The 13,032-nt window shown below is 71.9% G+C and carries 17 protein-coding genes; 9 read left to right on the top strand and 8 right to left on the bottom strand.

Annotated features, from left to right (window positions below):
• Positions 1-68: 68 nt before the first annotated feature.
• Together ACTMSW_RS03200 and ACTMSW_RS03195 are read right to left on the bottom strand one after the other, a co-directional pair.
• Positions 69-731: a class F sortase gene (locus ACTMSW_RS03200; protein ID WP_441178895.1), complete on the bottom strand. Its 663-nt coding sequence runs from the start codon at positions 729-731 to the stop codon at positions 69-71.
• Complete coding sequence (locus tag ACTMSW_RS03195) at positions 728-1,558, bottom strand: DUF4397 domain-containing protein (protein ID WP_441178894.1); 831 nt, start codon at positions 1,556-1,558, stop codon at positions 728-730. Before ACTMSW_RS03195 ends, ACTMSW_RS03200 begins: the two co-directional genes overlap by 4 nt.
• A 243-nt stretch (positions 1,559-1,801) precedes the next feature.
• On the opposite strand from ACTMSW_RS03195, the gene ACTMSW_RS03190 reads away from it, so the two are divergent.
• Entirely contained in the window at positions 1,802-2,404 is a 603-nt protein-coding gene (locus ACTMSW_RS03190) for an RNA polymerase sigma factor (protein ID WP_441178893.1), read from the top strand.
• Entirely contained in the window at positions 2,358-3,140 is a 783-nt protein-coding gene (locus ACTMSW_RS03185; RefSeq protein WP_441178892.1) for an anti-sigma factor, read from the top strand. The genes ACTMSW_RS03190 and ACTMSW_RS03185 overlap by 47 nt, the downstream gene beginning before the upstream one ends.
• Before the next feature lie 170 nt (positions 3,141-3,310).
• Here ACTMSW_RS03185 and ACTMSW_RS03180 read toward each other — a convergent pair whose 3' ends face one another.
• The 4 genes from ACTMSW_RS03180 to ACTMSW_RS03165 all read right to left on the bottom strand — a co-directional run bounded on the left by ACTMSW_RS03180 (position 3,311) and on the right by ACTMSW_RS03165 (position 6,647).
• Positions 3,311-4,270, bottom strand: a complete 960-nt coding sequence (locus tag ACTMSW_RS03180) for an electron transfer flavoprotein subunit alpha/FixB family protein (RefSeq protein ID WP_441178891.1) — start codon at positions 4,268-4,270, stop codon at positions 3,311-3,313.
• A gap of 11 nt (positions 4,271-4,281) precedes the next feature.
• Positions 4,282-5,061 (bottom strand): electron transfer flavoprotein subunit beta/FixA family protein, encoded by a 780-nt coding sequence (locus ACTMSW_RS03175; protein WP_441178890.1) that lies wholly within the window; start codon positions 5,059-5,061, stop codon positions 4,282-4,284.
• Positions 5,062-5,442: 381 nt separating this feature from the next.
• Positions 5,443-5,847 carry a hypothetical protein gene (locus ACTMSW_RS03170; RefSeq protein WP_441178889.1) on the bottom strand — a complete coding sequence of 135 codons (405 nt, stop codon included), beginning with the start codon at positions 5,845-5,847 and terminating at the stop codon, positions 5,443-5,445.
• A 2-nt stretch (positions 5,848-5,849) separates the two neighbouring features.
• Positions 5,850-6,647: a GNAT family N-acetyltransferase gene (locus ACTMSW_RS03165; protein WP_441178888.1), complete on the bottom strand. Its 798-nt coding sequence runs from the start codon at positions 6,645-6,647 to the stop codon at positions 5,850-5,852.
• A gap of 41 nt (positions 6,648-6,688) precedes the next feature.
• Here ACTMSW_RS03165 and ACTMSW_RS03160 point away from each other — a divergent pair, with 41 nt between their 5' ends.
• Genes ACTMSW_RS03160 through ACTMSW_RS03150 form a run of 3 tightly spaced genes read left to right on the top strand, consistent with a single transcriptional unit; the run spans position 6,689 to position 7,833 of the window.
• Positions 6,689-7,081 carry a YidH family protein gene (locus ACTMSW_RS03160; protein ID WP_441178887.1) on the top strand — a complete coding sequence of 131 codons (393 nt, stop codon included), beginning with the start codon at positions 6,689-6,691 and terminating at the stop codon, positions 7,079-7,081.
• Positions 7,078-7,386 carry a DUF202 domain-containing protein gene (locus ACTMSW_RS03155; protein WP_441178886.1) on the top strand — a complete coding sequence of 103 codons (309 nt, stop codon included), beginning with the start codon at positions 7,078-7,080 and terminating at the stop codon, positions 7,384-7,386. The genes ACTMSW_RS03160 and ACTMSW_RS03155 overlap by 4 nt, the downstream gene beginning before the upstream one ends.
• Positions 7,387-7,413: 27 nt before the next feature.
• A complete protein-coding gene (locus ACTMSW_RS03150; protein ID WP_441178885.1) occupies positions 7,414-7,833 on the top strand; it encodes a PLD nuclease N-terminal domain-containing protein in 420 nt (139 codons plus the stop codon).
• Positions 7,834-7,879: 46 nt separating this feature from the next.
• Here the strand turns inward: ACTMSW_RS03150 and ACTMSW_RS03145 are convergent, their stop codons facing one another.
• Positions 7,880-9,502 (bottom strand): acetolactate synthase, encoded by a 1,623-nt coding sequence (locus tag ACTMSW_RS03145; RefSeq protein WP_441178884.1) that lies wholly within the window; start codon positions 9,500-9,502, stop codon positions 7,880-7,882.
• Positions 9,503-9,577: 75 nt separating this feature from the next.
• Entirely contained in the window at positions 9,578-10,351 is a 774-nt protein-coding gene (locus ACTMSW_RS03140) for an enoyl-CoA hydratase-related protein (RefSeq protein WP_441179051.1), read from the bottom strand.
• Positions 10,352-10,450: 99 nt separating this feature from the next.
• Here ACTMSW_RS03140 and ACTMSW_RS03135 point away from each other — a divergent pair, with 99 nt between their 5' ends.
• From ACTMSW_RS03135 to ACTMSW_RS03120, 4 genes are all read left to right on the top strand, one after another.
• Entirely contained in the window at positions 10,451-10,927 is a 477-nt protein-coding gene (locus ACTMSW_RS03135; RefSeq protein ID WP_441178883.1) for a DUF6232 family protein, read from the top strand.
• Positions 10,928-11,168: 241 nt separating this feature from the next.
• A complete protein-coding gene (locus ACTMSW_RS03130) occupies positions 11,169-11,651 on the top strand; it encodes a DUF6232 family protein (RefSeq protein WP_441178882.1) in 483 nt (160 codons plus the stop codon).
• Complete coding sequence (locus ACTMSW_RS03125) at positions 11,648-12,013, top strand: hypothetical protein (RefSeq protein WP_441178881.1); 366 nt, start codon at positions 11,648-11,650, stop codon at positions 12,011-12,013. Before ACTMSW_RS03130 ends, ACTMSW_RS03125 begins: the two co-directional genes overlap by 4 nt.
• Before the next feature lie 94 nt (positions 12,014-12,107).
• Positions 12,108-13,013: an alpha/beta hydrolase family protein gene (locus ACTMSW_RS03120; RefSeq protein WP_441178880.1), complete on the top strand. Its 906-nt coding sequence runs from the start codon at positions 12,108-12,110 to the stop codon at positions 13,011-13,013.
• Positions 13,014-13,032 lie beyond the last annotated feature (19 nt).

Here is a 13,032-nt window from a genome sequence, read left to right as displayed (position 1 = left end):
CTCCCGCCCCGGCTCGGCGCGGCCACGTCAGCCGGCAGGTCGGGCGGCCGACGGGCGCGTCGGGAAAATCACGCCGGCACCGCGGTGACCACGATGTTGTCGCGGTACCTCCGGGCCTCGGCGTCGAACGGACCACCACAGGTGATCAGGGTGAGACGGGGCTTGCCGTCCCGGGCGAAGTACCGCTCCAGCGGGATCTTCGTCTTCTGGTACTCCTCCCGGGCCACGACGCGGTACGTACGGGCCTTGCCGTCGCTACCGGTCACGGTCATGGTGTCGCCCTGGTCGAGTTCCTTCAGCCGGAAGAACGCGCCCTTGCCCTGGGTGGCGCTGTCGACGTGCCCGGCGATGACCACCGACCCGGTCTTCGCCTCCAGGCCGGGGCCGTAGCGGTACCAGCCGATCTGGTCGACGCTGGGCGGCACCTCGAACTCGTCGGTCTTCTGGTTGATCCCGACGGCGTTCACGGTGGCGGTGACGTCGATCCCGGGGATGACCAGCTTGGTCGGCGGTACGGTCTCCGCACCGCTGGGCAGTTCGCCCTTGGTGACGGGGACCGCCGGACCGGCGGCGGTCGCGGTCGGGCTCGGACTGGTGGTGGCGAGGTTCTCGGCCTCCTCCGACCCGACGTTGTCGGCCGGCTGGGAGCCGCACGCCACCAGCGTGGCGACGGTGAGCGCGGCAACGCCGGCGGCCATGGCCGCCAGCGCGCCGCGGTTGCGCACCGTCACTTGCGACCGGTCCGGGCGGTGGCCACCCGCGCCCCGCCGCCGACCAGCAGCAGCGCACCGGCACCGGCCAGCACGTACCACCAGGTGTCCACGCCGGTACCGGCCTGGCCACCGTCACCGCTGGGCACACCGGCCGGAGCGGAGTGCAGACCGGTGATGGTCTGCGCCACGATGTCGAGGCTGTCGCCCTCGGCCGAGCCGATCGCGTAGACGATCGTCGCGGTGCCCTCCTTGAGGTTCAGGTCCGCCGGGCCGATCGCCACGGTGTCGGTGCCGGCGAGCACCACGTCCGCCTTCACGGTGCCGGCGTCGACGTCGCCCTTGGCCTCGTTCGGGTTGGTGAGGTCCTCGAAGACCGGGGTGCCGCCGGCCCGCACGTCCACCGCCGGGGCGGCGGCCGTGTGCCGGACGATCAGCCGCGCCTTGCCGGCGTCGACCTTCGAGGTGTCGTTGACGAACGGCGTGATCTTCGGCTGACCGGCGGCGTCCAGGTGGGCGGCGATGCTGATGTTCGCCCCGCCCGGGACCTGCGCGTCGTCCACCTTGAGGATCGCGCTGCCGATCGCCTCGCCCGGCTTGGTGAGCGCGATGTCGTACGCGCCCTCCTCCAGGTCCAGCGGGCCCGCCACGGTGCCGGGCTTGAAGTCGCTGAGCGTCTTCTCGCCGTTGACGTACACGTCGACCGGGGTGTCCGGGATGCCGTGGACGACGGAGACCTTGGAGGTGGCGGCGTACGCCGGGGTGGCGGTGAGGGCGCCGACCCCGACGAACGTCAGCGCGGCGACCGCGCCGCCCGCCGCGACCCGACGGAAGTTCGAGAGCTGCATGATGACTGCCTCCTGGTGATTGGTGCTGATTCGTCAGGCCTGGCTTGCAGAACGGGTTACGCCGGCTCCGCGCCGGGTGGATGCGGCCGGGGAACATTTCTTTTTCTTGCCTCCGACCGCATCCGAAGGGCCCTGCGGCACCGAAGAGAAGATGAACGACGCGTGGGACAAAGCGACCGGGGAAGTGGGGCGATGACTGTGGGAGTTACAGTCGGGCATGCCCCAAGGAAGGCGAACCGTCCGGTGACGGCGGTACGACGCGAACCGGCACCTCCCGAGGACGACCTGGCCGCGCGATTCCGCGACGGCGACGAACGGGCGTTGCGGGAGGCCTACGACCGGTACGGTCGCGCGGTGCTCCACCTGGCCACGAGCACGCTGGCCAACCGCAGTGACGCGGAGGACGTGACCCAGGCGACGTTCGTCGCCGCCTGGCTGGGTCGGGACACCTTCGACCCGACCAAGGGTTCACTGATCGGGTGGCTGCTCGGCATCGGGCGGCGCAAGGTGATCGACCGGCTGCGGGCCTCGGCCCGGGAGACCCGGGTGGTCGAGACGGTCCGGCAGCTGCCGGAGCCGGCGCAGACCGGCCCGGACCCGGACACCGTGGTCGACCGGCTGGTCGTCGCGGACGAGCTGGCTCGACTACCGGACGACCAACGACGCATGCTGGAACTGGCGTTCTTCGACGACCTGACACACCAGCAGATATCAGCGGTGACCGGTGTGCCCCTGGGCACAGTGAAGAGTCACATCCGGCGCGGCATGGCGAACCTGAAACGCAGATGGGAGGTGGACGGTGCAGCACCTGGACCACGACCGGCTGGTCTTTCTGGCGCTCGGTGAGAGCGACGCGGACAGCGGCGAGAGCACCCACCTCGACACCTGTGAACACTGCCGGGTCGAGATGCGGACCCTGCAGCACGTGGCCGGCCTCGGTGCGGGCACCCAGGGCATGCGGGACCTGCCCGACCCTCCGGAGCACGTCTGGCAGGGCATCATGGCCGAGGTCCGGGCGGCGGAGGACCTGCCGTCGCTCGCCGACGTCCGCCGCCAGCAGCGGTCGGACGACACCGACGACCGCGGCGACGGCGACCGGACCGGCGGCGTGGTGCTCACGCCCCGGCCGCACCGGCGCAGTCGCTGGTCGCGCTGGGCGGGTATCGCGGTGACGGCGGTCGCCGCCGCCGCCCTCGGCGTGGTCGGCACGCTCGCCGTGCTGGACCCGAAGGATCCGGAGCCGGCCCCGCAGGTGGTGCTGGCCAGTGCGCCCCTGGCGGCGTACGGCTCGACGCCGCCGGACGCCACGGGTGAGGCGCGGGTCTTCGACAACCGTCGACTGCACCTGCACGTGGCGAATCTCCCGGACGTTCCGGGGTACTACGAGGTGTGGCTGATCGACCCGACCACCATGAAGATGTTCTCGGTCGGGGTTTTGGGTGGCAGTTCCGACGAGCTGCTGCCGTTGCCACCGAACGTGGACCTTGAGGCATACTCGGTGGTCGACGTCTCCGCCGAGACGTTCGACAACAACACCGCCCACTCCGGCGACAGTCTGCTGAGGGGCACCCTGACGGGCTGATCGGCGGGCCGGCTCAGCTCCCCGGCCCGCCGATCAGCTCCCTTCCCCACCGCGCGGGGACGGGACCGCACCACCAGTTACACGGAAAGAGTGGCTATTCCCGCGGGAATAGCCACTCTTTCCGTGTAACTGCCGCCCGGCGGGCGGGCGCGGGGGGGGCCGCGCCGGAATTACTTGCGCTTGCGGATCTCCTCGGCGGCCTGCGGCACGATCTTGAACAGGTCGCCCACCACGCCGAAGTCGGCCAGCTCGAAGATCGGCGCCTCGCCGTCCTTGTTGACCGCGACGATCGTCTTCGACGTCTGCATGCCGGCCCGGTGCTGGATGGCACCGGAGATGCCGAGCGCGACGTAGAGCTGCGGGGAGACCGTCTTGCCGGTCTGGCCCACCTGGAACTGGTGGGGGTAGTAGCCGGAGTCGACGGCCGCCCGGGAGGCGCCGACGGCACCGCCGAGCAGGTCGGCCAGCTCCTCGACCAGCTTGAAGTTGTCGGCGTTGCCGACGCCACGACCGCCGGAGACGACGATCCCGGCCTCGGTCAGCTCGGGGCGGGAGCCCTTCTGTTCGGCGACCCGGTCGACGACCCTGGCCAGCTTGTCGGTGTCGGTGACCGACACGGTGAGCTGCTCGACGGCCGGGGTGGCCGCCGCGGGGGTCGGGTTGACCGAGTTCGGCCGGACGGTGACCAGCGGCAGGCCCTTGGTGACCTTGGACTTGACGATGGCGGAGCCGGCGAAGGCGACCTGGGTCGCGGTGCCGTCGGCGTCCAGACCGACCACGTCGGTCAGGATGCCGTTGTCCAGCTTGACGGCGAGGCGGGCGGCGATCTCCTTGCCCTCCTGCGCGGAGGCGAGCAGCACGGCGGCCGGCTGCACCCGCTTGACCAGCTCGGCGAGCACGGTCGCCTTGGGGGCGACCAGGTACCCGTCGATCTCCTCGCCCTCGGCGGCGTAGATCTTCTCCGCGCCGTACTCGCCCAGCTTGGCGCTCAGCGCCTCGGCCGCGCCGGCGCCGCCGAGCACCACCGCGCTCGGGGTGCCCAGCTCGCGGGCGAGGGTGAGCATCTCCAGGGTGACCTTCTTGACGCCGAATTCCTTGGTGGCTTCGACGACGACGAGAACCTCAGACATGTCCAGACCTCTCACACGAACTTCTCGGTGGCGAGGAACTCGACCAGCTTGACGCCGCCCTCGCCCTCGTCGGTGATCTTCGCGCCGCCGGAGCGCGGCGGGCGCTTGGTGTGCTCGAGCACGGCGCTGGTCGCACCGTCGAAGCCCACCTCGGTCGGGGCGACACCGAGGTCACCCAGGGAGAGCGTCTGCACCGGCTTCTTCTTGGCGGCCATGATGCCCTTGAAGGACGGGTAGCGCGGCTCGTTGATGGTGTCCCACACGGAGACGACGGCCGGCGTCGAGGCGGTGACCACCTCGTAGCCCTCCTCGGTCTGCCGCTCGACGGTCAGCGTGGAGCCGTCGACGGTGAGCTTGCGCGCGCCGGTCAGGGCGGCGACACCCAGCCGCTCGGCGATCATGTGGGGCAGGACCTGGACCCGGCCGTCGGTCGACTCGGCGCCGCAGATCACCAGGTCGGCGTTGAGCTGACCGAGGGCGGCGGCGAGGACCTTCGAGGTGGCCACGGCGCAGGAGCCGTGCAGGGCGTCGTCCACCACGTGGACGGCCTTGTCCGGGCCCATGGAGAGCGCCTTGCGGATCGACTCGGTCGCACGGTCCGGACCCATGGTCAGGATGGTGACCTCGCCGCCGTGCGCCTCTTTGATCTTCAACGCCTCCTCGATGGCGTACTCGTCCATCTCGTTGATGACGTTGTTCGCCGAACCGCGGTCGACGGTGTTGTCGTCAGTACGCAGGTTGCGGTCCGCGCCCGAATCGGGCACCTGCTTGACGAGTACGACGATGTTCATCGCGCTTCGACGACCCTCCTGTTGGTGTTGCGATCGCTCGCCCGGTCTGGGGCGCAGCCTCCCGCGTGACTTAACGGTCGGTCAACCGCGGGCTGCTGTGCAGTTGCCCACGGCGCAATGTTACCTGTCAGTAGCTTCGAGCCTCGGTGGGCCTTGAGTGACACAGCTCACCGCGGCACCGGAGCCGAGTAATCTGACACTACGGGAGGTGTCGTACATGTCAGAGACTCCGAGTGTCGTCGACCGGGCAGCGGTACGGCCCTGCCGTCGGATGATCCCCGAGGCGTACCGGTGCGCCTGCGGTCGCGTCCGCGACCGCTGCGTCCGGACCACGGTGCACGCGTTGTGGTCGACGCCCCGGCACACCACGCCACCCCCGACTCAGGTCGGCTGAGCCAGCGCGGACCGGATCCGGTCGATCATCGCCGCCTCCTCCGGCGTGACGCCCCGGTGCGCCCGGGCCACCCGGTCCGCCGCGGCCAGCACCACGTCCCGGTAGGTCGCCACGTCGGCCGGGGACTTCTCCCGCAGGATCTCCAGCGCCCGGGCCAGCGCCGGCAGCACCGCCGACTCGATCTGCGCCGGATCACGGGGCAACTTCGGCAGCGGACCGGTGGTCAGCGCCTCCTTCACCACCCCGCCGGAGTTGGCCAGCGCCCCCGACGCCGCGAAGCTCTCCCGGATCACCGCCACCATGCCCGGATCGGCATTGGACACCAGGAAGACCGCGCCGAAGGCACCCGTCTTGAGAGTCAGCCGCTCCTCGGCCGTCAACCGCTCCGCCATGATCACGGAGTGTAGACGTAGGGAGTGGTCGTGGTGACCGGGACGAGACCGAGCCGCTCAAGGATCGGCCGGCTCTCCGCCGAGGCGTCGACCTGCAGCAGCGTCCGGTCGCGCTGAACGGCCAGGCGGGCCCGGTAGGTGACCAGCGCCCGGTAGATGCCCCGGCGCCGCCACGGCGCCAGCGTCGAGCCGCCCCACAGGGTGGCGAACGTCGTGCCAGGCACATAGCGCACCCAGCCCGCGCTGACCACCTCGTCCCCCGCCTCGGCCACCACCACCGTGATCGACTGCGGGTCGGCGGCGATCTCCTTCTCCAGACCAATCACCCACTGGCTCCGGTCGGCGTTCCAGACCGCCTCCTCCATCGCGGCGATCCGCTCCAGGTCCGCGCGGGCGGTGACCTCCCGCAGGCGTACGCCCTCGGGAACCACCGGGAGTGCGGCGGCGAGCGCCGCCGCCGGACCGATCACGACGGTCTCCTCCGGCTCGGGTACGAACCCGGCGGCGCGCAGCCGCTCCGGCAGGTCGGCGGGCTCGTCGTGGCCGCGCAGCTTCCACTCCACCGCCTCGCCACGCGCCCGGAATATCTCCACCTGGCGGGCGATCAACGCGTCCAGCTCGGCGCCGGAGAGGCCACCGAGGTCCCGGTAACTCAGGAAGCCGCCGTGGTAGAGCCCCATGATTCGCACCAACGGGCCGTCGTGCTCCACGGTCACCCCCGCCGGCAGCGGGTCGGGAATCTCGATCCGTAGTTGTCGGTCGTACGCGTTCCGCAGCGTCGTCACATCAAGATCCGTCACCGTCCCAGCCTACGACCGGGGGGAGGCGGATAATCGACCGCGTGTGGCAGGCGATCCGGCGGTGGTTCGATCCGCGTGACCTCCGCTCGGTCGGCAGCACCCCGGACTACCGGTTCTCGCTGGCCAACGAGCGGACCTTTCTGGCGTGGCTCCGGACCGGGCTGGCGCTGGTCGCCGGTGGGCTCGCCGCCGCCCAGTTCCTGCCGCCGCTGCCGCTGACGCACCTGCGGGAGATCATCGCCGTCGCGCTGCTGCTGCTCGGCGGGACGGTCGCGGTGCGGGCCGTCGACCACTGGGCGCGTACCGAGCGGGCCATCCGGCTCGGCGAGGAGCTGCCCGCCTCACGCTTCCCCGCGGTGCTCGCCCTCTCCGTCGGCCTGGGCGCCCTGCTGCTGGTGGCGGCGGTGCTGTCCCGGGCCGTCGGCGGCCGGTGACCGGCCCCCCGCGGGACCCGGGGCTGCAACCCGAACGGACCCGGCTGGCCTGGCGACGCACCGCGCTGGCACTGACAGTGATCATGGTGCTGACCGTGCGCCTCGCTCTCAGCGGTGACGTGACCGGTGCGCTGCTCGCCGGGGTCGCGGTGCTGGGCTGGGGCACGGCGCTGCGGGTGTGCTGGGGACGTGCCACCGGCAGCGGGCCGTCCGTGGCCTACGGGCCTGCCCTGCCGCTGGTCGCCCTCGCCACCGCCGGTTTCGCGGTGCTCGGCACACTGCTGGTCGTACGTGGGCTGTGGTGACGTGGACGCCTGCGCCATGATGGGTGCATGGCCCGGTTGTACGTCCTCTTCTTCGTCGCGCAGATCGTCCTCGCCGTCTGCGCGCTGATCAGTTGTCTCTCCGCCGAGGAGGACGCGATCCGCGCCCTGCCCCGGATCGCGTGGGTGCTGATCATCCTGTTCTTCCCGCTGATCGGCTCGATCGCCTGGTTCGTCGCCGGTCGCACCTCCGCCGGCGGCCGACCTCGGACGCCGTGGCCCACCGGTGACGGTTTCTCCGAGCGGAAGCGGGCCCGTCCGGTCGCCCCGGACGACGACCCCGAGTTCCTCCGCTCCATCGACGAGCGGTCCGGCAAGGACGACGAGTTGTTCCGCCGGTGGGAGGACGACCTGCGCCGCCGCGAGGACGACCTGCGCCGTCGCGAGGGCGAGCCGCCGCGCGAGGAGGACCCGCCCCGCTCCCGGTGACCGCCGTCGCCGTCGCCGGGCTCCCGGCGACGGCGGCGGGTGACGCTCAGGCCAGGTTCGACGAGCGGGGGTACGCGTCGGTCGGGTCGGTGAGCACGTTGACCAGGTACGGCACACCGGCGTCGAACGCCCGACGCAGCGCCGGGCCGAGGTCGCCGGCCTTCGCCACCGTCTCGCCGGCGCCGCCCAGGGCGGTGACCACCTGGTCGTAGCGCAGCTCGGGCTGAAGGTCGGCGGCCACGTCGTACCCGTACATCGCGCGCATCGGGTGCTTCTCCAGGCCCCAGATGCCGTTGTTGCCGACCACGATCACCACCGGCAGCTTCTGCCGGACCAGGGACTCCACGTCCATCAGCGAGAAGCCCGCCGCGCCGTCGCCCATCAGCACGCAGATCTGCCGGTCGGGGTAGCTGACGCGCGCACCCATCGCGTAACCCATCCCGGTGCCGAGGCAGCCGTACGGGCCGGGATCGAGCCAGGTGCCGGGCTGCGCCGGCTCCAGGTAGCGGCCGGCGTACGAGACGAAGTCACCGCCGTCGCCGATCGTGACCGCGTCGCGGGCCAGGACCTTGCGCAGCTCGCCGTAGATCCGGGCGGGACGGATCGGGTCAGTCTCCGCGGCCATCTCCTCGGCGTCGCGGGCCTTCGCGGCGTCCTCGGCCACACGCAGCTCGGCGACCCAGTCGGCGTGGTCGACCCGGTCGCCCGGGTGCTCGGCCAGCCCGGTGAGGATCAGCCGCAGGTCCCCGGCGGGGGCGGCGGCCGGCTGAACGTGCCCGGCCCGCTGGCTGGGTGCGTCGACGATGTGCACCACCCGCGCGTCGCCGAAGTCGCCGAAGCTGAGCCGGAAGTCCAGCGGGGTGCCGATCACCACCACCACGTCGGCGCCCTTGAGCGCGACCCGGCGGGCCTTCGCGAAGGCGAGCGGGTGCTCCGGCGGCAGGGCCCCGCGGCCCATGCCGTTGGTGAAGACCGGCACCTGCAACGCCTCGGCGGCCGCCCGCAGGGCCTCGACGGCGTCACCGGCGTACACGTCGGAGCCGGCGATGATCACCGGGCGAGTGGCGCCGGCGATCAGCGCGGCGGCCTTCGTCACCTCACCCGGGTCGGCCTCGACCGGCGCGATGCCGGGCGGCGTGGGCAGCTCGGCGTCGCCGACCGAGAAGACCGCCTCCAGGGGGAGGTCGAGGAACACCGGGCCCCGGTGCGGCGTGAGTGCGGTGCTCAGCGCCGCGCTCACCGCGCGCGGGATGTCGTCGGCGCTGAACACCGTCTCGGCGTGCTTGGTGACCGGTGCGACCAGCGGCAGGTGGTCCATCTCCTGGAGGCTGCCCGAGCCCCAGCGGAACTGGGGGGCCCGCCCACCGAGCACCAGCACCGGGGACGCGTTGAAGTACGCGCTGGTCAGCCCGGAGATGCCGTTGGTGACGCCGGGGCCGGCGGTGAGCACCGCGAGCCCGGGCCGGCGCTGCAGCTTCGCGACCGCCTCGGCGGCGAAGACGGCGGACTGCTCGTGCCGGACGTCGTAGAGCGGGAAGCCGGTCTTGTGCGCGGCGTCGTAGAGCGGGAAGACGTGCCCGCCGGAGAGGGTGAACATCTCCCGCACCCCGTACGCGCGCAGCGCCGCCAGTGCGAGTTCCCCGCCGTGCCCTTCGATCCGCTCCGTCATAGCCCGTTCCCCTTCGTCCGCATGACCGGAGTCACACGTTACTCACCGGTACAACGAATGTGAACCACTCTCAACTCAGCGGCCGGTGAAGTTCGGCTTGCGCTTCTCCACGAAGGCGGCCATGCCCTCGCGCCGGTCGTCGGTCGCGAAGAGCGCCGCGAAGAGCTGGCTCTCCCAGGCCAGGCCGGAGCCGAGGTCCATGTCCAGGCCGCCGTCGACCGCGAGCTTCGCCGCGCGCAGCGCCTGCATCGGACCCGTCAGGTACGGGCGGACCAGCTCGACCGCCGTGTCGTAGACCTCGGCGGCCGGGGCGACCCGGTCGGCGAGACCGATCCGCAGCGCCTCCTCGGCGTCCACCATCCGGCCGGACATGATCAGGTCCTTGGCGCGGGCCGGGCCGACGAGGCGGGCCAGCCGCTGGGTGCCGCCGGCACCCGGGATGATGCCCAGCTTGATCTCCGGCTGGCCGAGCTTGGCGTCCGAGGCGACCACCCGCCAGTCGCAGGCGAGGGCCAGCTCGCATCCGCCGCCGAGGGCGTACCCGGTGATCGCCGCGACGACCGGCTTCGGGATCCGCGCGATCGCGCCGAGCGCGCTGGACAGGTCCGCGGCACGCTCCGCCATGTCCACGTAGGACATGTCGGCCATCTCCTTGATGTCCGCGCCGGCGGCGAAGACCTTCTCCCCGCCGTACACGATGACGGCGCGGACGTCCGCGTCGGCGGTGGCCGCCGAGGCGGCGGCGCGCAACTCCTCCTGCACCTGGGTGTTGAGCGCGTTCATCGGCGGCCGCTCCAACCGGATGGTGCCGATCCCGTCCCTGGTCTCCAGCCGCACGAACTCGCCCACGCTGTCCCTCACTTCCACGTCGAAGTAGCGTGCCAACCTTACGACCCGGGTCGTTGGGGTACGTAGTCTGGTGTCAGGCCCGCTACCGGGAGTACCGCCATGATCACGTACTACGACGACAGGTCGATCCAGGTCACCTCCGCCGCCGTCCGGGTGGACGGCCGCACCTTCCCGCTGGCCGAGATCAGCGCGGTCTGGCACCGCCGGGGCAGCCGCTCCTGGCGCGTCCTCGCCGGTCGTGGCGCGATCGGGGCTGCGCTCGCCGGCCCCCTGGTGGCCGCCGCCCTCGGCATCGCGCTGGCCCTCTGGCTGGACCGTTCCGCCACCGTCACGATCGCGATCGTGGGCACCTCGGTGCTGGTCGGGCTCGCCGTCGGGCCGGTCGCCGACTTCCTCTTCGAACACCTCGACCGGTCGTACGCCCGCGGCAGCCGGCAGTTGGAGATGTGGGCCCGCTGGCGGGGTCAGCCGATCCGGCTGCTGTGCACCGGCGACGCGTTGCGGTTCGGGCAGATCTACCGGGCGGTGCAGCGGGCCGTCGAGGCCGGCCAGCCGGTACCGCACCGCCGCCGCTGACCGGCCCGTCGTGCGGTGGCACGACCGGTTACGGCGGACCGGCGCCACCTCTTCCGACCCCTTCCGAGCTGATGTCGTGGGTGGATCAGGCGCGACCAAGGAGGTGCGCCGGCCTGACGTCGTGAACGAGTCAGCTCGACAGGGATCCGCGCGCACCCCGGCCGGCACCCCTCACGATCGCCGGACGACGAGCACCCCCGCCCGGCGGGCGGATATTGACCGAAGGTGCTTAAGCTTAGTGATGACGCTCTATTACCGGGACGACGCGGTACAGGTGACGTCCGAGTCGATCCGGGTGGGCGGCCACGCGGTGGCGCTCGCCGAGGTGACGTTCGTCTGGCACGCGCAGGGGCGCACCACGCTGGCCGTACGCGGTCGGGTCCTCAGCCGCGGAGTCCTCGTCCTGCTCCTGTCCCTGCCGCCACTGGTGGCGGTGGTGTGCGCGCTCTCGCTGGCCTGGGCGGCGCAGGACCGGGGACAGTGGACGCTCGCCCTGCTCATCATCGCCGCCTGTGTGGTGCTGGCGCTGGCGCTGACCCCCTTCCTGGAGATCCCGCTGGGGTGGCTGGACCGCTCCTACGAGCGCGGCAATAAGGTGCACGAGCTGTGGGTGCAGCACCACGGGCGGGAGCTCCTGCTGCTGCGGACACCGGACGCGCTACGGTTCGGGCAGATCTACCGCGCGGTACAGCGCGCCGTCGAACAACGGGAGGACCCTCGGTGACGACCGGACACGCCAGGGCACTCGCCCTTGCCGGGCTGCTCACCGCCGCCGGGGCCACCCACTTCGCGCGACCGGGGTTCTACGACCCGATCGTGCCGCGGGCCCTGCCCGGTTCGGCCCGCGCGTGGACGTACGCCAGCGGGGTAGCGGAGCTGGCGGTGGCGGCGGCGGTCGCGCACCCGGCGACCCGCCGGACCGGCGGTCTGGCCGCCGCCGCGTTGTTCGCGGCGGTCCTGCCGGCCAATGTGCAGATGGCGATGGACTGGCGGCGCCGGCCCCCGGTGTGGCGGGCGGTGGCCTACGGCCGGATCCCGTTGCAGGCTCCGCTGATCTGGTGGGCGCTGCGCGTCGCCCGGTCATAGCACCGCGGTTATGGACGAACCGGGGTGTGTGCGCCCGCCCCGGCAGGTGCTCTCCTCAGTAGACGGTGAACGTCATCGACACGAGGAGGCAGTCATGCTGAGAAGGCTCGTCACCGCCGCCGCGACAGTCCTCGCCCTGGTGCTCCCCGCACCGCTGGGCGCCCAAGCGTCCGCACCCGATCCGGGCCTGCCCGGCACGTACGCGGCCGGCTACATCGACACCACGGTCACCGCGGCGGGCCGCTCCTTCTCCGCCCGGGTGCACTATCCGGCCACCGCCGCCGGCAACGCGCAGCCGGTGGCCACCGGCCGGTTCCCGGCGATCGCCTTCGGCCACGGCTTCCTCCAGTCCATCTCCCGGTACCAGTCGACCCTCGCCCACCTCGCCTCCTGGGGCTTCATCGTCATCGCCCCCGGCTCGCAGGGCGGCTTCTCGCCCAGCCACAGCGCCTTCGCCGACGACCTCAACGCGGCACTGACCTGGGCGGTGGCGCAGGACACCACCAGCGGATCCCGGTTCGCCGGACGCGTCAGCACCGACCGACTGGGCCTGTCCGGCCACTCGATGGGAGGCGGTGCGAGTATCCTCGCGGCGGCCCGGAACCCGCGGGTGGTGACCGTGGCGAACCTCGCCGCCGCCGAGACCAACCCGTCCGCGAAGGCCGCCGCCGCGACCCTGACCATCCCGGTCCAGCTCGTCGCCGGAGAGCGGGACTCGATCGCCGGGGTGGCCGACCACCAGCGCCCGATCTACACCAGCAAGCTGCCGGCGAAGCAGCTGCGGATCATCCGGGGTGGCTTCCACTGCGGTTTCATGGACTCCTCCTCGCTCTTCTGCGACAGCGGCGGCATCACCCGGGCCGCCCAGCTGCAGATCAGCAAGCGGCTGCTCACCCAGTGGTTCCTGCGGCACCTGGCCGGGGACCTCGCGTACGACGACGCGGTCTGGGGACCGCCCGCGCAGACCGATCCGGCGGTCAGCTTCGAGGGCGTCCGCTGACACTTGACCTGACCGGCGG

The sequence above is a fragment of the Micromonospora sp. BQ11 genome (genome assembly GCF_052068135.1).
GTDB lineage: Bacteria > Actinomycetota > Actinomycetes > Mycobacteriales > Micromonosporaceae > Micromonospora.
Note: the sequence above shows the minus strand (reverse complement) of the source record. Positions and strands in the feature narration are given on the sequence as shown.

Coding starts and splice junctions, on each gene's coding strand:
- ACTMSW_RS03150 (WP_441178885.1), top strand. CDS start 7,414: ATGGCCCGGTTGTACGTCCTCTTCTTCGTCGCGCAGATCGTCCTCGCC.
- ACTMSW_RS03195 (WP_441178894.1), bottom strand. CDS start 1,558: ATGCAGCTCTCGAACTTCCGTCGGGTCGCGGCGGGCGGCGCGGTCGCC.
- ACTMSW_RS03120 (WP_441178880.1), top strand. CDS start 12,108: ATGCTGAGAAGGCTCGTCACCGCCGCCGCGACAGTCCTCGCCCTGGTG.
- ACTMSW_RS03130 (WP_441178882.1), top strand. CDS start 11,169: ATGACGCTCTATTACCGGGACGACGCGGTACAGGTGACGTCCGAGTCG.
- ACTMSW_RS03135 (WP_441178883.1), top strand. CDS start 10,451: ATGATCACGTACTACGACGACAGGTCGATCCAGGTCACCTCCGCCGCC.
- ACTMSW_RS03175 (WP_441178890.1), bottom strand. CDS start 5,061: ATGAACATCGTCGTACTCGTCAAGCAGGTGCCCGATTCGGGCGCGGAC.
- ACTMSW_RS03170 (WP_441178889.1), bottom strand. CDS start 5,847: ATGGCGGAGCGGTTGACGGCCGAGGAGCGGCTGACTCTCAAGACGGGT.
- ACTMSW_RS03145 (WP_441178884.1), bottom strand. CDS start 9,502: ATGACGGAGCGGATCGAAGGGCACGGCGGGGAACTCGCACTGGCGGCG.
- ACTMSW_RS03180 (WP_441178891.1), bottom strand. CDS start 4,270: ATGTCTGAGGTTCTCGTCGTCGTCGAAGCCACCAAGGAATTCGGCGTC.